Origin of the sequence: Novosphingobium sp. MBES04 (genome assembly GCF_000813185.1) — a bacterium.
GTDB classification, from domain to species: domain Bacteria; phylum Pseudomonadota; class Alphaproteobacteria; order Sphingomonadales; family Sphingomonadaceae; genus Novosphingobium; species Novosphingobium decolorationis.
Window position 1 is genome coordinate 2,221,495 of sequence record NZ_DF850488.1, and the last position, 20,485, is coordinate 2,241,979.

The 20,485-nt window shown below is 62.3% G+C and carries 16 protein-coding genes and 3 pseudogenes; 7 read left to right on the forward strand and 12 right to left on the reverse strand.

What is annotated here, in order from left to right; genetic code table 11:
- The first annotated feature begins 459 nt into the window (after nucleotides 1-459).
- Nucleotides 460-1,665, forward strand: coding sequence for a cation:proton antiporter (locus MBENS4_RS09850; RefSeq protein ID WP_039390464.1), 1,206 nt, complete (start codon nucleotides 460-462; stop codon nucleotides 1,663-1,665).
- A gap of 35 nt (nucleotides 1,666-1,700) precedes the next feature.
- Here the strand turns inward: MBENS4_RS09850 and MBENS4_RS24055 are convergent, their stop codons facing one another.
- Nucleotides 1,701-2,525, reverse strand: coding sequence for a mechanosensitive ion channel domain-containing protein (locus MBENS4_RS24055; protein WP_052322167.1), 825 nt, complete (start codon nucleotides 2,523-2,525; stop codon nucleotides 1,701-1,703).
- Nucleotides 2,526-2,808: 283 nt separating this feature from the next.
- Here MBENS4_RS24055 and MBENS4_RS09860 point away from each other — a divergent pair, with 283 nt between their 5' ends.
- Nucleotides 2,809-3,513: a CDP-alcohol phosphatidyltransferase family protein gene (locus tag MBENS4_RS09860; protein WP_052322168.1), complete on the forward strand. Its 705-nt coding sequence runs from the start codon at nucleotides 2,809-2,811 to the stop codon at nucleotides 3,511-3,513.
- 242 nt (nucleotides 3,514-3,755) lie between these two features.
- A complete protein-coding gene (locus MBENS4_RS09865) occupies nucleotides 3,756-4,076 on the forward strand; it encodes a hypothetical protein (protein ID WP_039390467.1) in 321 nt (106 codons plus the stop codon).
- 35 nt (nucleotides 4,077-4,111) lie between these two features.
- Here the strand turns inward: MBENS4_RS09865 and MBENS4_RS09870 are convergent, their stop codons facing one another.
- From MBENS4_RS09870 to MBENS4_RS09890, 5 genes and pseudogenes are all read right to left on the reverse strand, one after another.
- A complete protein-coding gene (locus tag MBENS4_RS09870) occupies nucleotides 4,112-4,942 on the reverse strand; it encodes a 23S rRNA (adenine(2030)-N(6))-methyltransferase RlmJ (protein WP_039390469.1) in 831 nt (276 codons plus the stop codon).
- Between the two features lie 462 nt (nucleotides 4,943-5,404).
- Nucleotides 5,405-8,314, reverse strand: a complete 2,910-nt coding sequence (locus tag MBENS4_RS09875) for a class I SAM-dependent DNA methyltransferase (RefSeq protein ID WP_039390470.1) — start codon at nucleotides 8,312-8,314, stop codon at nucleotides 5,405-5,407.
- A gap of 483 nt (nucleotides 8,315-8,797) precedes the next feature.
- Entirely contained in the window at nucleotides 8,798-9,214 is a 417-nt protein-coding gene (locus tag MBENS4_RS09880) for an acyl-CoA thioesterase (RefSeq protein WP_039390471.1), read from the reverse strand.
- A gap of 397 nt (nucleotides 9,215-9,611) precedes the next feature.
- Nucleotides 9,612-10,096: pseudogene (locus MBENS4_RS24700) on the reverse strand (transposase); the annotation flags it as partial.
- 79 nt (nucleotides 10,097-10,175) lie between these two features.
- The gene (locus tag MBENS4_RS09890; protein ID WP_052322169.1) at nucleotides 10,176-10,928 is read right to left on the reverse strand and encodes a Crp/Fnr family transcriptional regulator; all 753 of its coding nucleotides are present in this window, start codon (nucleotides 10,926-10,928) and stop codon (nucleotides 10,176-10,178) included.
- A gap of 279 nt (nucleotides 10,929-11,207) precedes the next feature.
- On the opposite strand from MBENS4_RS09890, the gene MBENS4_RS09895 reads away from it, so the two are divergent.
- Entirely contained in the window at nucleotides 11,208-11,405 is a 198-nt protein-coding gene (locus MBENS4_RS09895; protein ID WP_039390474.1) for a hypothetical protein, read from the forward strand.
- Nucleotides 11,406-11,444: 39 nt separating this feature from the next.
- Here MBENS4_RS09895 and MBENS4_RS09900 read toward each other — a convergent pair whose 3' ends face one another.
- A complete protein-coding gene (locus MBENS4_RS09900) occupies nucleotides 11,445-12,842 on the reverse strand; it encodes an alpha,alpha-trehalose-phosphate synthase (UDP-forming) (protein ID WP_052322170.1) in 1,398 nt (465 codons plus the stop codon).
- A gap of 374 nt (nucleotides 12,843-13,216) precedes the next feature.
- Between MBENS4_RS09900 and MBENS4_RS09905 the strand changes: the two genes are divergently transcribed.
- The gene (locus MBENS4_RS09905; protein ID WP_039390476.1) at nucleotides 13,217-13,447 is read left to right on the forward strand and encodes a DUF6894 family protein; all 231 of its coding nucleotides are present in this window, start codon (nucleotides 13,217-13,219) and stop codon (nucleotides 13,445-13,447) included.
- Nucleotides 13,448-13,460: 13 nt separating this feature from the next.
- On the opposite strand, the gene MBENS4_RS09910 is transcribed toward MBENS4_RS09905, so the two are convergent.
- Nucleotides 13,461-14,624, reverse strand: a complete 1,164-nt coding sequence (locus MBENS4_RS09910; RefSeq protein ID WP_039390478.1) for a MalY/PatB family protein — start codon at nucleotides 14,622-14,624, stop codon at nucleotides 13,461-13,463.
- 145 nt (nucleotides 14,625-14,769) lie between these two features.
- Here MBENS4_RS09910 and MBENS4_RS09915 point away from each other — a divergent pair.
- A pseudogene (locus MBENS4_RS09915) lies at nucleotides 14,770-16,019 on the forward strand (MFS transporter).
- A gap of 4 nt (nucleotides 16,020-16,023) precedes the next feature.
- Here MBENS4_RS09915 and egtD read toward each other — a convergent pair.
- Both egtD and egtB read right to left on the reverse strand, forming a co-directional pair.
- Nucleotides 16,024-17,013: an L-histidine N(alpha)-methyltransferase gene (egtD, locus tag MBENS4_RS09920; protein ID WP_039392171.1), complete on the reverse strand. Its 990-nt coding sequence runs from the start codon at nucleotides 17,011-17,013 to the stop codon at nucleotides 16,024-16,026.
- A 10-nt stretch (nucleotides 17,014-17,023) separates the two neighbouring features.
- Entirely contained in the window at nucleotides 17,024-18,322 is a 1,299-nt protein-coding gene (egtB, locus tag MBENS4_RS09925; RefSeq protein WP_084592023.1) for an ergothioneine biosynthesis protein EgtB, read from the reverse strand.
- 202 nt (nucleotides 18,323-18,524) lie between these two features.
- Here egtB and MBENS4_RS09930 point away from each other — a divergent pair, with 202 nt between their 5' ends.
- Nucleotides 18,525-18,851, forward strand: coding sequence for a nuclear transport factor 2 family protein (locus MBENS4_RS09930; protein WP_039390480.1), 327 nt, complete (start codon nucleotides 18,525-18,527; stop codon nucleotides 18,849-18,851).
- A 104-nt stretch (nucleotides 18,852-18,955) separates the two neighbouring features.
- Here MBENS4_RS09930 and MBENS4_RS09935 read toward each other — a convergent pair whose 3' ends face one another.
- Complete coding sequence (locus MBENS4_RS09935; protein ID WP_039392175.1) at nucleotides 18,956-19,783, reverse strand: NYN domain-containing protein; 828 nt, start codon at nucleotides 19,781-19,783, stop codon at nucleotides 18,956-18,958.
- A gap of 192 nt (nucleotides 19,784-19,975) precedes the next feature.
- Nucleotides 19,976-20,430: pseudogene (locus tag MBENS4_RS27570) on the reverse strand (transposase); the annotation flags it as partial.
- Between the last annotated feature and the right edge of the window lie 55 nt (nucleotides 20,431-20,485).

The following is a 20,485-nucleotide window of genomic DNA, read 5'->3' on the forward strand; positions in this document are numbered from 1 at the left end:
ACACCGGATGGTCGGAAATGGTGGAAGCCGAATTGGGTAGTCGGCGGTTCACCCAGCACTGATGGGGTAATCTCACTAAGAACGATACCCGAACCTCGCAATGCCAGATTGGCATGGTTTGGTGGTGAACTGACGGGATAGCGGAACGTCCGCACCTGGTAACGCGAAATCGGCGTCTGAGTGGCCGGGAAGGGTCGACGGCTGAAACCACTTCAGAACGCCAAAGGCAGCCATCACAGACGCCCGCCAGATTGCGCTAAATTCGACTTGTCGATTCTCTTGCCAACTTCGACGGGAAGCAAGGGAGATAGGATTTGGAGACAAGGGGTAAAATCGGAATGAGCCCTTGTCTGATGCCACAAGATCATATGTCACGACAGCATTCCCGTTTACAAGACACTGAGACCGGTCACATGTCGCGCGAAAGCGAAATTGGGCAGGAAGAACGGCATACCAACCATGGGAACTTCGGAAGTCTATTTAATCGCTCTCACGGTGATCCTCTGCGTGCCCTATCTTGTCTGGCGCCTGCTGCGCACCGAACACTGGGCGCCGCTTGTCGTGGTGCAGATCGTCGGGGGCATCCTGCTTGGCCCCGGCGTGCTCGGCGCCCGGTTCCCCGAGATCCATGCCTTCGTGTTCAACCCCCAGGTCATGATGGCGCTCAACGGTGTCGCCTGGTGGGCGGTGATGATGTTCGTCTTCGTTGCCGGCCTCGAGCTTGACCTCACCGACGCCTGGACCCACCGCCGCGAGACGTCGATCACCGCCGCCTGCGCGCTGCTGACCCCGCTCGCCTTCGGGGCGCTCGCCGCGGCGCTGCTCCTGCGATCGCCTGGCTGGATCGGTTCGCGCGGCACATACCCGCAGGCGGTGCTCGGCATCGGCATGGCCTGTGCCGTCACCGCGCTGCCGATCCTCGTGCTGCTCATGGAGAAGCTCGGCATCTTCCGCAGGCCTCTGGGGCAGAGGATGCTGCGCTACGCCAGCCTCGACGACATCGCGATCTGGGGCGTGCTCGCGCTGATCCTGGTCGATTGGGAGCGGATGGGGCGCCAGGCCCTGTTCCTCGGCGGCTTCGCGGTTGCGGCCTTGGCCATTCGCGCGCTGTTCCGCAGGGTGCCCGAGGCGGACCGCTGGCATCTTTCGCTGGTCTGGCTGGCCGCCGTGGGCTTCGCCGCCGACTGGTCCGGGTTGCACTTCATGGTCGGTGCCTTCCTTGCCGGGGTGGTGCTCGACGGGCACTGGTTCACCCGCGAAAAGCTCGACCAGTTCCGCGAGTTTCTGTTGCTTGCCGTCATGCCGGTGTTCTTCCTCAGCACCGGCCTGCGCACGAATTTCGGGGTTGGGGGCGGTATGGGCGCGACGGCGGTGATTGTTGCCGCGTTGCTGTTCCTGCTCGCCTCGGTTGCGGGCAAGCTTGCCGGAGTGCACCTTGCCGGGCGTCTTCTGGGTTGGCACAAAGGGGAGGCTTCACTGATCGGTTGGATGCTTCAGACCAAGGCGCTGATCATGATCATCTTCGCCAACGTCCTTCTCGATCGCGCGATCATCACGCCCGAGACCTTCACCGCGCTTCTGCTGATGGCGGTCGGATCTACCATGCTGACCGTGCCGATGACCAAGCCGCGTCTGGCCCGCCTTGGTGTTTCTAGAGACGCGTGAGTACGCTGTCCAATGGCGCGCATCCAAGCCTGGATTTAGCCGTTCTCGCGCAAGCTGTGGACCAGTGTGCCGATCGCGCAGACGACGGCCTGCTCTGCGCTGCGGGCCAGTTCGGCGCGGATCGGGAAGCGGATCTCGATGCGGTACTTGCCGATGTCGCTGGTACCCAACGCGACTTCGACGTCCTCGCGGCCGGACGCAGGGCCAGCGGCGCTGTGCGAGCCGGACCGTGCGGTCGCCTCGATCGATGCCAGGGCCGATACAGCACTGTCCCGGATTTCGCCGCGCGCGGCGAACAGATTGCCCTGGGGTTCGAAGGTCAGCACGATCGTATGCCACGCCTTGCCCGGCCCCGCCGGTTCCACGCGCAGCGGCGCGCCGAACAGGAGGCTGTGCGGGACAATGACGTGTCGCCCAGTGAGGATGAGCGAGCCCTCGCGCCGTTCCATTTCCTGCAAGCGGGTGGCGATCAGGTTGTGGTCGAGGACTTCGCCCCGGATGCCACCCAGCTCGATGCAGTCGCCCACCGAAAAGGCGCGCGTCAAGGTCCGCAAGGCTGACCCTGAAAGACACAGGATCAACTCCTTCATGGCAACGACCATGGCCACTGCGAACGCGGTCAGGGACAGCGCGAAGGTTCGCAATTGCGGTGCCCAGATCATGACAAGGCCGATCAGGCCGATCAGCAACAGCGCGTTGCGGGCATTCGCCGACCAGCGTCGGACCACGTGCTGGGGCAGATCGTCCCTGCGCCGCAAGGCCCGAGCGACAATAAAGCGCAGCAACGCGAGAATTGCGACAAACGCGATCGATGCCAGGACGTCGGAGCTGTAGATCTGTTGGGTCAGGCTAGGGGGCATGGGTCTTCCGGTGGTGTCGATCCACGCTCCATGCCGCGTGTCGAGCCGGCTTGCAAATCGCGGCGGGACCGGACACCCGGGCGCGCTCCGGCACCAACGATCCGGTTGCTGCGCTTGCGGACCACAGCTAAGGATGGCTCGGTCCCATAGTCGCAAGGTTGACCCTTTCGACTACAAGACGAGCCGTATTTGCCTCTAAGCGCCGAGGGGGATCCGTCCGGATCGACAAGCTTGGCCTGGCCCGGCCCGATGCCCCACATCCGCAGGCCGTAGCGCTCAAAGAATGACAGGAAGACCTTTGTCGAACCCGAAGAATATGAATACCGGCCCCATCGATCGCATCCAGGAGAACCTCCTCGCGCGCGCAGAGCGCAGGCTCCTCAATCGGCTTTGCGCCTCCATGCCGCGCTGGGTCATGCCCGATATCCTGACCGCGATCGGGATGTTCGGGGCCTTCGTAATTTTCAGCGGATATATCTTGAGCAATCTGGGTGATGGCTGGCTGTGGATGTCGATAGCCGGGTATTTCATCCACTGGTTCGGCGACTCGATGGACGGAAGCCTGGCCCGCTACCGGAAGATCGAGAGGCCGCGCTACGGTTATTTCCTCGACCATAGCTGCGATGGATTTGCGACAACGCTCGTTGTGGTGGGCATTGGCTTGAGCCGGTATGTCCAGCTGGAAGTCGCCTTGGTGGCTTTGGCAGGCTACCTCCTCCTGTCGATCCACGCTTTCCTGCTCGTTCGGGTACTGGGCGAGATGAAGCTGTCCTACGCTTATGCCGGCCCTACCGAACTGCGAGTGCTGCTTATCGGGCTCACTCTGGCGATGATTGCCGCCGGATCGCAGCCGGTGCTGCTTGGCGTGCTTACATGGTTTGACCTGCTTGTTGGCGGAATCGGTGCTTTGCTGATTGTCTTCTTCGTCATCCAGACATGGCGAACCGCCAAGCGACTGGCCATCGAGGAGCCCCCTCGCCGGACTTAAGGTGCCCGCCCCAATGTAGCTAGGGTCAGTGCGCCTCCCCCTAGCTGAAGGTCCGTTTCTGGAGCCGGGAAATCGGCGCCTGAACGGCGATAAAGGGTCGGTTTTGCCGGGCGCCAAACGCCGCATCGTGGGACGATGCAGCCATCCTGCGCGCCTCTTACGGAACGGCCAATCCTGGGTAGGTTGGACATGATCGCAACTGGCCGGTGGTATGTAATCTTAAACCTGCTAGGCAGCCTGGCATGACCAACACCCATAAGCTTTCCGGTATCGTCGAGGTCGACGGGGTTCAATATGAATGGGAGTTGCGCAGCGAGCCGCGTTGGAGCGAGTTCGAAGGCTGGAAAGGCATGACCGTCAGCTTGCTGCGCAAAAGCACCCAGCGCGGCGCCTTGCTCGAGTTCCCAGCGCCAAAGCGCCTGATGAAGGGCTTGCCGCGTGGTCGGCTCCAGATCGGCGATGCGGTTGTGATCAGGGGGATTCAGGCGGCGCTGAACGCCGGTTGGGAGCCTGACTCGCGGGGTAAGCCGATGGTTTTCGTGGTCGATGCCGAAGGCAACTAGGCATCAGCCGAAGCGCGACCACGACAGCAGCTCTTTCAATCGTTCAACCATTCGCTTGAAATTTCGCCCCGATGCCCTTCGGGAGCCAACGCAGCGCGCAGGGCATCTAGCAGAGGCGGCAAAGCCTGGGTGAAGGCGTAAGGCGGGTTGACAATAAACAGGCCTGCGCCGTTATAGATGCCGGGCTGATCGGCATCGTAGAGCCAGTGCTCGATGCTCAGAAATTTCGGGATGCCGAGGCCGCGCAACTTGTGCTTCCAGTGCGCGTGCGTTGAGCGCTCCTTCAGCGGAAACCAGATCACCGTCACGCCATGCGCCCACTTGCGGTAAGCTGCAGCGAGAGTGGCCGTGATGCGGGAGCGTTCGTCCTGCTGTTCGAACGGCGGGTCGACCACAACGACGCCGCGAGAGGTTCGCGGCGGCACCATCGCCAGCCAAAGCTCATAGGCGTCGCGCTGATGCACGGCGGCTGGCGTGTCGCGCATCGCTTTGCGCAGGGCGCGGGCGTCCTCGGGGTGCTTTTCGTTGAGAACCAGGAAATCCTGCGGGCGCAGAAGCTGGGCCAGAACCCGCGGCGAGCCGGGGTAGAGCTTCGGTTCGGCACCGACATTCACCGCCTCTACGGCGGCGCGATAGGGGTTCAGCAAGGGGTTCGGGTCGGCAAGGGCCTGCAGGACGCCTTGCGTAGCTTCCCCGGTGCGCTGGGCTTCCGTACCGTCAAGGTCATACATCCCGCAGCCCGCATGGGTGTCGATCAAAGTCAGCGCGCCCTGCTTGTTTTGCAGGGCCTGCACTAGGGCGATCAGGAGACTGTGCTTCACGACATCGGCGCTGTTGCCAGCATGAAAGGAATGCCGATAATTCATTGCGATCTAAAATCCCGACGATCTGCCTTTATGCGAGCCTCCAGGCGCGAAAAAGCCGCGCGCCTGCCCATTCAAGCAACCAATCCGGGGCCCCTACAACTGCGGGCATAAACCTTCAAATCACTTCTGCGCAAAGCGCCATGCTCCCGTTTGGGATTGCCAACAGAGGCGATGGAACAAGGTGCCAGGTGCGCGGAAATGATCACGGCAGCGTCTGCTAACCCTGCGAACCGGTTCCGAACCGAACCTTCGCCTACCGGCCCGTCTTGGGCATCCCAAATGGGAAAGCTGCCGGTCCGCACCCGGGAGCGTAAAATTGGGTGCTGAACGACCGGGAAGGGTCGTTCCTGGTTTCAACCCGCCGGGTCCTGGGACGAAGCCGCCGTTCCAGATCGATATAGCTAACGTCAGCTCCCGACGGGAGCTGACATCCAGTTCAACTGCCGGCGGCGCCAGCGGACATTACTTTTTCGCGGTCGAACGGCTTTGGTTCAGCGCGAACAGGCGGGCGAGAATTTCGTCCTCGTCCAGCCGGCCGGCGCGCCAGTCCTCGCCCCAACCATAGGCATCGACGACCGCCGCATCGAGCGCGGCGTGGGCGTTTGCCAGCCATTGCGGCCGGGCATTGTAGAGATTGGTGAGCGTTCGCTTCTTCAATTCCTTCGCCGCCGCCTCGTCCTTCGGCAGGATGCGATCGGGATAGCCGGGCACCACTTCGGGCTCGCGCACCACCAGATCGGCGGGGTTGAGCCAGTTCTCGCGCAATTCGTTCAGTCGCGCGGCGGCAGCGGCGATCGCCTGGGCGCGGGGATGGTCGGCGTAGTCGGCGGCGGAAGCGTCCGGAGTCAGGCCTTCAGGGAAGGGGAAGGTATCAAAAGTCAAGGTGTGCACGTACTCGGGATCGTTACCGACACCATGCTTCCCTCCAAGTCGTAGTGACCAAACCTCATGGACGTTCGATTGAAGTATTCCCATGAAGGTATCGTCTTCACGTTTAAATACTACAAGTCGGGTGTCAGGTATGGTTTGCGGCTCAAGCCATACAAAGAAGCGATGCTTCGAAACTCTTGGTGTTGCCAGATATCTCCTTCGACTCTGGATGTCTCGCAACAGCTTCGTTCGCCTTCGCTGCATAATCCACCAACGAGCGGCAGTTTTTGGCTCACCGTCTCGCAGTGCTTTTTCACCTGCGGCAGTACGCCGTTGCTGTTCCAATTTCCAAGCGGAATCCAGGCAAGCGTAGGGCAATTCGAAGAAAGCCGCTTCAGCCTGTTCACGCTCACCAAAGTCAATAATCCACCAATCAGAAGGTCGATCCGTTAGGTCGTCTCCATTCTTCCATGGGCGCAACACTTCCGCATTCGTTTCCCCGTTCGGATTCGTCGGAGCGCTCAAGAATCGGCGCGCTAAATCTGGTGGAACTTCAAACGGGCCGCCGCTAATCGTTCCTTGTGCTGCTACCCCTTTGTTCGTCGAAATGACGAGAGGCGCTGTTTCGGTCAGCTTTGGCTTGAGATCGGCGCCGATTGCGCTCACCTTTCGAGCATCCAGAGTAGCATCTCTATGCTGTTGTGGCTCGAAGCAGATCAGCGACACCCTAACGTCTGCACCGTCAACGGTCCATTCTTGATCGCTCCAAGCATGAAAGATGCCGTTCGCAGCGGCGGGCCCGCTTAAGGCCTTACGGTTTGTCCCACGACGGATCGCTTGAGTGGCGACCAAGCCAGCGCGCTGTAATCGCTCGCCAACCATCATCGCCCAAGCCTTAGCGAACCAGTAACAGACCAAATCAACGCCGTTTGGCACTTCCGGCCAGGCTTTGCGCAAGGCGAAGGTGTAATCTTCACCAAGCTCCCGGATCATCTTCTTGTTGCCCAGAAACGGCGGGTTCCCCACCACCGCATTCGCAGTCGGCCATTCCGCCCGCGTGCCATCGGCATTCAGCACCGCATCCCGGCACTCGATCGTCTCCAGCGGGCGCAGGATGGGGTTTTTCGCTGCATCGAAGCCGTTGCGCCGCATCCACTGGATTTCGCCGATCCACACGCTCACCCGCGCCAGTTCGGCGGCATAGGGATTGAGCTCGATCCCCAGCGCACATTCCGGCCCCACACGCGGGAAGCCGCGCGGCAGCCCCAGCGCCTCGGCATCGAGATTGGCGCGATGCTCGATATCCTTCAGCGCCTTCAGCGCGACATAGAGGAAGTTGCCCGAGCCGCAGGCGGGATCGAGCACGCGGAAATTTGCCAGCCGCTCGATGAACGCCGAATGGATCGCCGTCGCTTCAGCCAGCATCCGCGTCGCCCGGCCGCGCTCGGCGGAGGTCAGCAGCTTTTCAGCGGTACGCTTGGGTGCCTTTTCCACCAGCGCGGTGATCTTCGCCAGCGCCTCGACCCATTCGGCCTCCAGCGGATCGATGATCACCGGCCGCACGATCATCATGATCTTGTCGCGATCGGTATAATGCGCGCCGAGCTGGCTGCGCTTGGCGGGATCAAGCCCGCGTTCGAACAGCGTGCCCAGGATCGACGGATCGATCTGCGACCAGTCGCGATGGGCGGCGGTGAGCAGCTGGTCGATATCCTCACTTTCGATCGGCAGTACGCTGGCATCGGTGAACAGCCCGCCGTTGAACCATTCGATCGGCGTGAAATCGATGTCGCCGCCGGTCGCCATCGCACCAAAAAGCTTGGCGGCATTGCTTTCAAACCGCTCGGGTCGAACCCGGCTGGCCGCGAGCATCTTGGTGAACAGATTGTCCGGGAGCAGCCCCACATCTTCTGCGAACATGCAGAAGACGAGCTGATTGACGAAATGGGCGACGCGATGCGCCTCGTGCCCTCGCTCGCGCAGCCGCTGGGCGATGCCGGCAAACTCACGCGCGGTCTCCTCGGTAAGTTCCTGACGGGACTTGGCTGGCTTGAACTGTTCGGGATCAGTGAACGCCGCATTCAGCCGATCGCGCACCGCTCCGTCGGTCAGGTCCTCCAGCGCGATTTCGTGGGTTTCCTGAACGCTGTTTGTCCAGTTGGTGCGGATAACGATCCGGTTCATGTCGGATACGATCAGCAACGGCGGGTTTTCCAGCGCCACCGAATATTGCAGCAGCTGGGCATAGGCCTTGTCGAGATTGGCGTGGCGGCCCTTATATTCCCAGCCGAAGCACCCGCGACGCCACACATCAGCCCAGCCGTTGCCGCCGCTGGTCTTGTTCGCGCCCTTCTCGAAGGTGAACCATTCGCCCTTCGGATCGGCCGAAACCGGATCCTGGACGCCGAGGAGCGCGCACAAATCGTTGAAATGACTTTGGGATGCTGACCGCTCCTTCAGCTCCACGTTGCGCCATTTTTTCAGAAATTCGTGCGGTGTCATGCGCGCCCCGGCAATCAAGGATCGAAACTGCCGCGATCGCGCAGCCCGGCCTGTTAGTAGCTGATTAGGCCGAGGGGGCAATGATCAATGGTACCGCTGCTGTCGGACAGCCTTCTCTTCCCTCAGCAGCTACTGCCCGAGGCTGCTGTTCAACTAGTGGTTGGAGAATGGCTGAACCTGGTCGCGAGCTGCCGAAATTGCAGACGGTCCGCACCTTGGGACTGAAAATCGGCGTCTGAACGGCCATAAAGGTTCGGCGGCCGAAGCGGCGAAACCACCAATACAATGTTCGGCAGAACGGGCCGTCGATCGGGAAAATACGTGGTCCGACACCTGCTCAATCCCATTTAGCGAAGTGCATCGAGCACGTTATGCAGGTCCGTAGTAAGCTTGCGTCCGCACTTGGCGACGGCTCGAACAGGTCTTCATCCCAAGCTTGAATCGCGCCCAAGTCGCCGCATCAACCCATTTCAAAACAGCCTCTTAGAGCTGGCTCACTTCTTCGGCCGAGAAAAAACGCTTAATCACGTCGCTTGCCAAGCGCGCGGGCCGCATGGTCGCCGCATCAAGACAACACCAACTGGACTTCACTTCAGCCAGAACCTCTTCCCCACGCCTGATCACCGTTTCGTAAAAAGCTCTGGCCCCTTGCACTTTTTCCAAAACCACCGTGGCTATGACATCATCTTCCAGAAAAGCCGGTCGACGGTAAGTGATTTCGTGCTTGATCGCTACCCACAGATGCTGCCTGATTGCTTCTGCAGGCGCCAACGCAAGCCAATGATCGATGACAGCAGCCTGCACCCATTTCAAATAGCTGGCGTTGTTGACATGTCCCATGAAGTCGATGTCACTCGGGGCGATGCCGATCGGAAACCGGTGGGGAATGGAATGGGTCACGTATACGTCAATATCACGCCCCTTGGGTCAAGGAAAGCGGCCCTTCCGAACCTGGAAAGTAACCACCGCCCCCTGAGCGGCTTGAATGGGTCGTTACGCCCTTCTCGTTGGGACCTAGGCTGCTGCGCGCGAATCGCCGCGCCACTTGACGAACTGGGGCGTGCAAGCCTCTGCGGCCTGTTAATGCGGAAGACTGCGACATGCAGTGCAATGTGATACCCCTTGAGATCACGTCACATCACAGTGTGACGTGGGCGGGGCTGGCTCAGGGCCTTGGTTAGCGCAATTTTGAATTTTAAAATTTAGATTCAGTCGCTTGTACTGTTTTTTGTGAGCCCCTCACCGCCCACCAGTACTAAAACGCTGGTTTTAAAGAATTATTCGGAAATTTTGAGAGCCTGCTAAACCGCCTGCTTGAGCGAACGATTTCGCTTCGGGCCGTAACTCCCGGCGTGCTCTCGGACCAGGCTTGCGCATTGCTTCGGGCGGGAATGATGGCGCAGGCATCGCGCGCGGCAATGGCTTCGTTACTAGCAAAGGCGCCACCGGCGCTGACGGTCGCGATGGCTTGATCGGGTGGGATCTGGTCCAGCAGTTCAGCCAGCATGGGGGCACCGGCCAATCAAGCCCGGCCATCTCGAGAAGGCTGGCGACCATGCCGGAGGTCTGGCGCAAGGGCAGCTTGAACACCGCCCTCAGTGTCAGGCAGGCCTGGATCGCGGCGTCCGAAATGACAGGCTGGCGCCCGCGCTTGCCGCTTGGCGCGGACAGCCATTGCATCCGGGGATCAAGCCCGACCTGAAGCGAACCTCTCTGCGCCAGCGCTGCGGTGTAGGACTTCCAGTTTGTCGTGCGGTGGCGGGGCCGGGGCGGCTTGCTCATGGCCTCTCCCTGACCAATTGAATTCACGAACGGAAACCCTCGGTCATTTGCGCAACCAAGCCTGTTTCAAGGTCTCGGTTCAGTCATTCTGCTGCGAGGATGAACCGTTCCCCTTTGCCATCAAAGCTTCCGTGTCCAGATAAAGGTAATGCGAATTGAAGTTGCCGCGTCGGGCGAGGCCTTTGGGATCGAGAAGTTCAACTGTGGGGGCATGAACCTCGCACAATCCGGCTTCGCGCAGCTGGCGTAAGGCGCGGTTGGTGTGGACGGTGGTGAGGCCGCAGATTTCGGCGATATCGGCCTGGGTCAATGGCAAGGCAAATCGCATGCCGTCAGACAGTCCGATAGCCTGGAGGCGCAGGTTCATCTCGCTCAGAAAGTGGGCGACGCGGCCAACCGCATCGAGCCGGCCAACCCGAAAGAGCCACGCACGATGTAGGGCGGCGTCAAGCAGTGTCGAGAACCAGAGCTTGCGAGCAAGCTCGGGCCGTGGGTCCAGGATGCGCCTCAGGGCATCATGCGGGACAATCGCGACCCGCGCGGGTGTCAACGCGCCGATGCCATGATCGAGCTCACGCATGGGGTAGGCGTGCAGATCGACGAACTCGCCGGGAACGTGGACGGCGACAAGCTGGCGAAGGCCATGGCGGTCGTCGATGAAGCGAGAGACCAGACCCTCGATCAGCAAGGTGCTGATCTCGACCGTGGTTCGCGGAGGAACAATGACCTGTCGACTTTCGATCTCGCGGACTTCTGCAATCGCGGTTTCAAGCAGAGCCCGGTCTTCCAGACTGAGGTCGACATCGCGACGATTGGCAAGAAAGGCATCCATTAGCACGACGAGGAGGGCTCCATTCGAGTACACGGCACGCACCGAAGTAATTCGTGAAAGGCCACGGTGCTCCCGGGACAGGTGCCTTTTTATTGCGGGTCCGTGTCCGGGGCGGATGGCGCGGCAAGCTCTCGTCCCCGCCAGGCTTCAGCCCGCGGCGCGCGCGTGCACTTGATAACTATCAAGGGGATTTGGCGCGTGGTGCCTTCGCCGCCATGCTATCCAGATGGCGCACGAAAGATGCTCGGGCCGTGAGAGCTGCGGGCAGAAAGGTACTTCATGCCCATCTATAAGTTGACGTTTGCCGACGACGATCATGGTCTCGCCAAACGCCTGGATTTTACAGCGCCTGACGCCGGTGGCGCGCTTTCAGCGGCGAGGATCGAGGCCGAGAACCGGCCTGCGGAATTGTGGCTGGGAAAGAAGCGGCTGTGCCGTGTCCAGCGCACCAACGACGTCTGGTATATTTCACCCTGACAAAGCGCCGCAACAACCTGTCTCCAGGAGTGGACCGTGTCAGCCGAAAGGCTGGAGTTCCCGCTCCTGGAAAGCGAGGTCGAGCGCTTTGAGGCTCGAGCGCAAGACATTCAGAAAATTGTGTGCCCAGGACGTGGCATCGGTCTTGCGCACAACTTCAAGACAATGCCGATAGCGCCGCTGGCGTTCGCCCAGAGGCATGCGGAACGCTTCATCGATCCTGTGCGCCATGGCCTCGATATCGTAGGGGTTGACCAGAAGAGCCTCGGTCATGTCTTCGGCTGCTCCGGCGAACTGCGAAAGAACGAGCACGCCGGGATCCGCCGGATCCTGCGCGGCGATGTATTCCTTGGCGACCAGGTTCATCCCGTCCGCAAGAGAGGTGACGAGGCCGCAGCGCGCCATACGGAAGAGGTGGGCTAACCGGGCGCGCTCCACCGAGCGATTGATGAACCGGATCGGCGTCCAATCCAGTTCGGCAAACTGCCCGTTGATCTTGCCGGTCAGGCCCTGAAGTTCTTCCGTGATGTCCTCATAGGCCTGTACGCCGAGACGGGTCGGAGGTGCTATCTGGATCAGGCAGGGGCGGGTATCCTCGGGACGTAGGTCCGCAAGGTATGTGCCGAAGGCCCGAAAGCGGTTCGGCAGGCCCTTGCTGTAGTCCAGGCGATCGACCCCGATCGCGAAGGGCGCGGGACTGGCACCGCCAAAAACATCGGGCAGCTCGCGCCGGGCTTCGTCCTCGAACGCCTTGGCGTCGATCCCGATCGGGAACGAGTGCACCAGCGAGACATGTTCGCCGAACTTGATGGACCCATCCGTCATGAACTCCGCGCGCGGATCGTCGCGGAACATCTCCAGACAGCGCGCGACGTCTTCGCGAGTCTGCAGTCCGATGAGATTGTAGTGCGCCAGGCATTCGGCAAAGGTTTCGGCCTGCGGCATGATCGAGAGGTCTGCCAGGACGGGAAAGGGAATGTGCAGGAAAAAGCCGATGCGGTTGGTGACGCCCAGTTTGCGAAGCTCTCTGGCCAGCGGAATGAAATGGTAGTCCTGCACCCAGATGATGTCCTCGGGACCCACTTCACGTGCGATCATGGCGGCAATCCGGCGATTGACCGCTTCATAGGCTTCGCGAAACGCGGGCCGGATCTTCACCAGGTCCGGACGGCGATGGCACAGCGGCCAGAGCACCGAGTTGGCATAGCCGAGATAGTAGTTTTCCATCTCGCTTTGGGTGAGTCGGAAAGCGAGGCGCTGGTAAGGCTCCTCGCCGATGCGCTCGAACGCTCCGTGATCGTCTCCGGCCTCGGGGTGCGAGCCGATCCAGCAGCCGCCCGATGCCGCGAGGACGTCGTGGAGCGAAACCACGAGCCCACCTGATGGCGTGTCTCCCATCGGCAGGCGGTTCGAAACCACGATCAGGCGCTCATTCATTGGTCTTACTCCACCTGCATGTGAAAGCTGGTGCAGCGAGAATGCGGCAGTCGAGCGCCTCGTTCCGCTCGTTGCGGGTCAATTGACAATTATCATAGGCTTTGGCCGGCCTGCGCGAGACACGCCTCTCTGTGGGCCTGCTCAGAGGCTTCTTTCGCCGCTGAGGAACTGTTTGGATCAGATCACGTTCCGTTGGGGAGCGGGCAATGGATACAATCCGAAGGGCTTGCGCGCTTCGACGAGGTTTCGTTCCTACCACGTATTCCGTGGCTGCTTGTGCCCTGCGCCTACCCGGAAGGTAAATTCCCGGTTGGCGCCCCCATTTCACGCAACACCCGAGAATCGCAGAGCGTAGGGAGATTGGAGCCAGGTCCGTGAACCAATTCTATTTCCAAGTTCGTGACGGCACGCCCGACGCTGGCGACGTGTCGGCGGACTTCGCGAACGAGGAAGCCGCCATCCTTGCCGCGATCCAGCTTGCAGGGGAGCTCCTGCTCGAAGCTCCGCAGCGCTTCCGGCAAACCCAGCCCTGGCAGGTACGTGTCGTGGACGAGCGCCGCGAAGAGCGCTTTGCGATCGCGCTTGGTTCGGAGCAGGACGGCTAACGGGCCAAAGCGGCTATCGAGAAAGTCCGCGGATCAGCCGGTCGAGACCATCTTCGAGCCGTGCGCGCGGGCAGGCGAAGTTGACGCGCACGAAGCCTTCCCCCTGTGCTCCAAAGATCGAGCCGGGCGTGACACGCACGCCAGCCTCGCGAACCAGTCGATCCGCAAGAGCCTCACTGGACAAGCCCAGCCTTCGGCCGTCGATCCAGGCGAGGTATGTTCCCTCCTGCTGGATCACATCGATGTGGGGAAGGTGCCGGGCAAAGGTCTGGCGCAGCAGGCGCTCGTTGCCTTCCAGGTAGGCGATGAGTGCGTTCAGCCAGGCTTCCCCTCGGGTGTAGGCGGCCGTCGTGGCGGCCAGCCCCATCGGGTTCAGGTCGCGGATCTGATGCGCGGTCATGGCGGCCTCCACAAGCGCTCGCAATTCGGGATCGCCTACGACCACAAACGCGTTCTGCAGCCCCGAAATGTTGAACGCCTTGCCAGCCCCGGTGCAGGTGATGCAGCCTGCTGCCGCGTCTTGCGCCACTGCGGCGAGAGGGGTGAAGGGGTGGTCGGAGAAAGCCAGGTCGCCATGGATCTCGTCGCTCACCACCCTGACGCCATGGCGCGTACAGATCCGGGCGAGCTGCTCCAGTTCCGCGCGTGTCCAGACGCGACCGCCCGGATTGTGCGGGTTGCACAGCAGGAGCACGCGCGCCTGCGAACACGCCGCCTTTCGTTCCAGGTCGGCGAAATCCATTTCGTAGCGGCCCTGGCGCAGCACCAGCGGGTTCTCGATCCGGCGGCAGCCCATGTGCTCAAGTGCAGAGAGGAAGCGGTTGTAGACCGGCGGCTGCACGATCACGCCGTCACCCGGGGCGCACAGGGCACCCAGGATGGCCTGGATGGCGGGGACGACGCCGATCGTCGGGATGATGCCGCTGCGCGGCAGGCGCACGCCGTGGCGCCGCGCGAACCAGCTTATGATAGCCTCGAAATAGGCCGTATCGGGTGCGGGGTAGCCGAACACGCCATGGGCCACCCGCGCTTCGAGCGCTGCGATCACGGCCGGTGCGCTGCGAAAGTCCATGTCGGCCACCCACAGCGGCAGGATGTCTGCACCCTCCTGCCACTTGGCGGCGTCCGATCCGCTGCGATCCACAGCACTGTCAAAGTCGAAAAGTCCCTCAGTCACGCCGAATAGCCTTATTCGCAGGCAAGGGTGCGGTCACGCTAGCCTTGTTCGGGCCGCTCGAATGCGGCACCCTTGGCAGATGCACGGCGAAGCCAGCCACAGCGCGCACAGCGCCGAACCCTTGCCTTCTGCTCGTCACGTGCCGATGCCCCGGCGTTCGATGGTCATTGCCGCGCTCTCGACGATGGTCGAGTGGTACGACTTCACGCTCTATCTCTATTTCGCGACTGTGTTGGCGCGGGTGTTCTTCGCAGCGGACGGCCATTCGATGACGCAGACGCTGGGCGGCTTCGCCATCGCCTACCTGCTGCGTCCCATCGGCGCCTGGTGTTCGGCCACCTTGGCGACCGCTTCGGGCGGCGCGTTGCGATGCTGGGCTCGATGGCATTGATGACGGCGGCCATGCTGGCAACGGCGGTCCTGCCCACCTACGCACAGGCGGGCCCTGTGGCGGGCGTGCTGCTGGTGCTCCTGCGCTGCGTGATGTCGTTCTCGGTCGGCGGTGAATATACCGGGGTTGTCGCCTACCTGCTCGAAGGCGCGCACGCGCATCGCCGTGGCCTCGTTGCCAGCTGCGCGTCGGCATCGAGCGAGATCGGCGCTCTTCTGGCGGCGGGCGCCGCGGCGCTGACGGTCTGGGCCTTGCCGCCCGACGCGCTTGTCGTATGGGGCTGGCGTATCCCGTTCCTGTTTGGCGGGGCATTGGCAGGCTGTGTGCTGATCGCCCGCGCCGCGCTTGCCGAAACCCCCGAATTCCATGCCCAGAAACGCAGTGGCACGGTCCCCGATCGGCCGATCCGGCACATCCTGTCGGGACATCGCGCCGCCATCGCGCGTGGCTTTGCGATCTCGGCCCTGGGTTCGATCACCTACTACGTGGGGATCACCTATGTGCCCGCGTTTCTCGACGCGACCGGAACCATGCCCGAAACGCAGGCCCTCTCGATCTCGACCCTGGCCGCGCTGACGGTGATCCTGGTGACGCCGCTGACGGGCATGCTGTCGGACCGTATCGGCCGTCGCCCGGTGCTCGTCGCGCTGGCGCTGGTCGCGATCATGGTGCCTGCCGTGCTCTTTGCGGGGATGACCGCGAACGGCCTTGCGACCTGGACAGGTGCCCTGGTCATGGCGGCGCTTGGCGGAGCGGTGAGCGCAGTGGGGGCGGTCACCACGGCCGAACTGTTCCCGGGCGAGGGGCGCCTGAGCGGCCTGGCCCTGGGCGCGACGAGCGCGACCGCCATCTTTGGAGGTCTTACCCCCGTGATCGCGCATCTCCTGGTGACCGGTACCGGTTGGGCCGGAGCGCCGGGCGCCATGATATCGGCTGTTGCCCTGTGCGTGATCGCGGTGTTCGTGCGCATGCCCGAAACCGCGCCTCTTCGCCAAACCCGCTAGCCTCTCAGCCGCGCTCCTGATCGTGCGCGCGGGCCAGCAACAGGGAATAGTCCCCATCCGCATCGCTCCAGTGGCACTGCGTGGCCCAGCCTCCCGCGGCGAGCAGGTCTTCCATGCCCTGAGGCGTGTACTTATGGCAGTTTTCCGTATGAATGGTCTCGCCATGGTCCATGGTGAACGGCGTGCCGGCGACTTCGAAGCGGACATCGCGAAGCGCCTCGAGGTGCATCTCGATACGGCTGCGCTCGTCGTTCCAGAGAGCCAGATGGCGGAAGCCGTCGAGGGGGATCGAACCATCGAGTTCCCGGTTGATGCGGGTCAGGAGGTTGAGATTGAACCGGGCGGTCACGCCCAGGGCATCGTCGTAGGCGGCAATGAGCCGGTCCGGTGCCTTCGCGCGGTCCATGCCGATGAGAAGCCAGGCGCCATCGCCGAGGGTACGGCGCATGGCGCGCAGCATGTCGACCGCTTCGGCGTGAAGCAGGTTGCCGATGGTGGAGCCGGGAAAGAAGCCGAGCGCTTCAGGGGACGCGCCGTCGGAGGACTTCACGCAGGAAGGCAGCGGCACTTCCTGCATGAAATCGCCTTCGACGGGCAGGATCTCCAATCCGGGGAAGCGCGCGCCCAGTTCGGTACAGGCGGCATCCATGAATTCGCCGCAGATATCGATGGGGACGTAGGTTGTTTTCGGCATGTGTTCGAGCAGGATGCGCGTCTTGAGCGAGCTTCCCGATCCAAATTCGACGACCGGCGCGTCCGCGCCGCTCTGGCGCACGACGTCCGCGCTGTGGGCTTGCAACAAGGAGGTTTCGGTGCGGGTGGGATAGTACTCGGGAGCCTGCGTTATGGCCTCGAAGATCTCCGAGCCTGTCTCGTCGTAAAGCCATCGGGCCGGGATGGACTTGGCCCGTCCCGCCAGGCCGCGGAGCACATCGGCCCGAAAGGCAGGGTCAAAGGAGGGCTGTAGCGCCCCCGGGGGGCGTCGAGCGGTGATGTGGCCATGTCTAGAGGTCCCTTGCAAGTCGCAGGCCGGTGAATTGCCAGCGCTGGTGCGGATGGAAGAAATTGCGGTAGGTCGCGCGCACGTGGCCGCGCGGGGTCGCGCAGCTTCCTCCGCGCAGCACGAACTGGTTGGACATGAACTTGCCGTTGTATTCGCCCACAGCGCCGGGGGCAGGGCGAAAGCCGGGCCAGGGGCGGTAGGCCGACCCCGTCCACTCCCAGACGTTGCCGAAAATCGAGGCAAAATCCCCTTCCGGACTTTCGGCGCGTGGCTGCACAGCCGCTGCGCGGTCGAGTTGAATCCCGTGCGTCGCCGGATGAGCGCTGGCGGCCGCTTCCCATTCCTGCTCGGTCGGGAGGCGCGCGCCGGCCCATGTCGCATAAGCATCCGCTTCGTAGAACGAGATGTGGGTGACGGGCGCATCGAGGTCGATCGCACGCCAACCGGAAAGCGTGAAGGTCTCGCGCGCCTCCGGCTCGCCCTGCCCACGCCAGTAGAGCGGAGCCGCGACCCCCTCGCGGCGGACCCAGTCCCACCCATCGGACAGCCACAGGGAGGCCGTCTCATAGCCTCCATCGGCGATGAAGGCGCACCATTCGCGGTTGGTGACAGGGCGATGGGCAAGGGCGTGGGGCGCAAGCCATTGCGTGTGCGCTGGCCCTTCGTTGTCGAATGCGAACCCCTTGCCGGCGTGGCCGATGGTCCGCGCGCCGCTCGGCCCTTCCAGCCATCTTAGTTCGGCGGCAACGCTTGCTGGCGGAGCGGCGCCTTCCTCGCGGTAGGCCGGGCCAAGCGGGTTGCAGGAAAAGAGATGCTTCAGGTCGGTCAGGAGCAGTTCCTGGTGCTGCTGTTCGTGCTGAAGGCCCAGTTCCAGCAGGGCGGCATGGTGCTCCTGAAGGTCGGGCCAGACGCGCGTGAGCGCGGCGTCGACATGCGCGCGGTAGGCGAGGACCTCCTCCAGGGTGGGGCGGGTGAGCAGGCCGCGCTGGGGGCGGGCCAGACGAGCCCCTTCGGCCTCGTAGTAGCTGTTGAAGAGGAAGGGCCACTTTGCGTCGAACAGGCGATAGTCGGATCGCGTGTCGCGCAGCAGGAACGTCTCGAAGAACCAGGTCGTATGCGCCAGATGCCATTTGACCGGAGAGGCATCGGGCATCGACTGGACCGTTGCGTCGGCTTCGTTGAGCCCGCTGGCAAGGGCGACGCTCAGGTCGCGAGTTGCCCGGAAATGCGTCAGGTCGGGTGGACCGGCCCGGACCCGTTCGGTTCCAGCGGACGCGATTGGAGCGCGGGGTGAATACATGCCGTCGGCCTCGATCCCGGTGGACGGTCGGTATGGCCGCCCTTCCCAATCAAAGGCCGTTCACCGCGAAAGTTCCAGGTCGGCACGCCGGATATGGCCGTGAGGCCGCTTTGACGTCCCACATCGCGGCATGTCCGGGGGGCCTTGTCGCGCAAATGGCCGAGGAATTCCTTTTTTAAATACAGTCGGTTGATTGGCGTCGATGAGCAAACCGTCCCGGGCCATCGCCCGCTATTTCACTGCCGACGAGACGAAGGATCCAGAGCGCGTGGCGCAATGCCTCACGCAGGCCCCGCTCGTTCGGGACGAAGGCGAAGACCATGAAGGGCGCGCCGCGATCAGGAACTGGAAAGCGTCATCCTCGACGAAATACAGCTATACGGTCGAACCGTTTTCGATTGAGGTCGACGCGGATCGCATTGTCGTCACCAATCACCTGGAGGGCGATTTTCCCGGCAGCCCGGCCGATCTTCGCTACCTCATCGTGCTGAAGGGAGTGAAGATCAGCGCGCTGGAGATCAAGCCGTGACAGACTTTCTCAGCCTGAAGGGCAAGCGGGCCTGATCACCTCGGGCACGCGCGGCGCGGGGGGCTGCAACAGTCAGCCTCTTTCGCGAGCCTGGTGCCCAGGTTCTAACGTGTCGGTTGCGATGTCCGCTCCTTGTTTCGTTTGTCTGCGACATAGCTCTGACCATTCTCGTTCCGCACTACCTGGAACAAGCCCGTAGCCTCGAAGAGCGCGGTGAAATTCCGAACGCCATAATTGCGTGGATCGATCGGAGCCTGCCGTCGGGCGGCAAGTCCGGCAGCCGCCATATGGGCCCAGCCATCCTCGCGGGCCGTGGCTTCGACTGCCCCGCGCAATATAGTGACAAGCTTCGTGTCCTGCGACAGGATCGTGCCCGCTGGTTTGGGGGCGGGCGAGGTTGCTCCGTTGCCATTCGGCTTGGCTTTGGGCTTGGATTTTGCAGCCGGCGCTAAAGGAGCTGCGGCAACAAGCGGTTCACCCAGAGTATCGAGGAAAAGGAATGCCGTGCAGGCATTGACGAATGGAGAAGGTGTTTTGCGCTCACCGAAGCCGTAGACCTCGTGCCCGTTCGCTCGGAGCTGCATCACCAAAGGCGTGAAATCGGCATCGCTGGAGGCGATACAGAAAGCTTCCAGTTTCCGCGTGTAGAGCAGTTCCATGGCGTCGATCACCAGCGCCATGTCCGTGGCGTTCTTGCCTGTGGAATAGCTGAACTGCTGAACCGGGCGGATCGCGAAATCGTGCAGTTTGTCCTTCCAGTTCTTCAGGCCTGCGCTCGCCCAATCTCCATAGGCGCGTCGAATGTTGGCCGTCCCATATTTGGAGAGTTCTGCCAGCATCTCCGCGATCTTGCCATGCGGGACATTGTCGGCATCGATAAGCAATGCGATCTTGCGATCCTGCGTACTACGCTCCCGGTCTTCCAATTCCACCGTGTTCCCCAAAAATACGATCGGCTCTCTCTCTTGGCGCAGTGGTGCTATGAAATCCACCGAGATTTGGAGCGGCCGACTTTCGAGAAAGTACAAACGCGAGGAGTCGAGATTTCAACCTGACCGTTTGCAGCTGGATGCCAGAAATCGGCACTTGAACGACCGGTAAGGGGTCGAAATGTTCGGATGCTCTGGCGACTTGCGGTTCGAACGCGGCGGGTTGACCAGCAAGATGTTGCTCCGGGGCAAGTTCTCGCGCAAGCGGTCGCCATCATAGCCTTTGTCGGCAAGCAAGGCGGCGGGCTTTGGCTCCGGCATGGCCATCAGGCTATCGACACCGCCGTAATCGGACGCCTCGCCGCCCGTCAGCTGGAAGTCGAGAGGGAGGCCTTGATTGTCGCAGCGCCGGAACCGGACGTAGACGGAGATCCATTTCCCATAGCGCTCATGCATGTAGCTGCGCTGGCCTTCGGCTCGCGCCAGGGGCATCCAACTCGCAGGACGTGCAGCATTCCGTTGAGATAGCGCCGGTTATCTCCGGCAGGGCGAGCATGCCTGCCACGCTCGGGTGGGAGCAGCGGCCCGATCAATTCCCATTCTGCGTCGCTCAGGTCGCCGCGATCCCTGCCTGCCCTTCCAAAAGGCAGGCCTGAATCAGAACTTTACCGGGTTGGGAATCCCTTTTGTCAACACGCCCTAGCA

Excerpts from the sequence above, each read along its gene's own strand:
- MBENS4_RS09850 (WP_039390464.1), top strand. The coding sequence starts at position 460 with ATGGGAACTTCGGAAGTCTATTTAATCGCTCTCACGGTGATCCTCTGC.
- MBENS4_RS24055 (WP_052322167.1), bottom strand. The coding sequence starts at position 2,525 with ATGCCCCCTAGCCTGACCCAACAGATCTACAGCTCCGACGTCCTGGCA.
- MBENS4_RS09860 (WP_052322168.1), top strand. The coding sequence starts at position 2,809 with ATGACAGGAAGACCTTTGTCGAACCCGAAGAATATGAATACCGGCCCC.
- MBENS4_RS09865 (WP_039390467.1), top strand. The coding sequence starts at position 3,756 with ATGACCAACACCCATAAGCTTTCCGGTATCGTCGAGGTCGACGGGGTT.
- MBENS4_RS09870 (WP_039390469.1), bottom strand. The coding sequence starts at position 4,942 with ATGAATTATCGGCATTCCTTTCATGCTGGCAACAGCGCCGATGTCGTG.
- MBENS4_RS09875 (WP_039390470.1), bottom strand. The coding sequence starts at position 8,314 with ATGACACCGCACGAATTTCTGAAAAAATGGCGCAACGTGGAGCTGAAG.
- MBENS4_RS09890 (WP_052322169.1), bottom strand. The coding sequence starts at position 10,928 with ATGGATGCCTTTCTTGCCAATCGTCGCGATGTCGACCTCAGTCTGGAA.
- MBENS4_RS09895 (WP_039390474.1), top strand. The coding sequence starts at position 11,208 with ATGCCCATCTATAAGTTGACGTTTGCCGACGACGATCATGGTCTCGCC.
- MBENS4_RS09900 (WP_052322170.1), bottom strand. The coding sequence starts at position 12,842 with ATGAATGAGCGCCTGATCGTGGTTTCGAACCGCCTGCCGATGGGAGAC.
- egtB (WP_084592023.1), bottom strand. The coding sequence starts at position 18,322 with ATGTATTCACCCCGCGCTCCAATCGCGTCCGCTGGAACCGAACGGGTC.
- MBENS4_RS09930 (WP_039390480.1), top strand. The coding sequence starts at position 18,525 with ATGAGCAAACCGTCCCGGGCCATCGCCCGCTATTTCACTGCCGACGAG.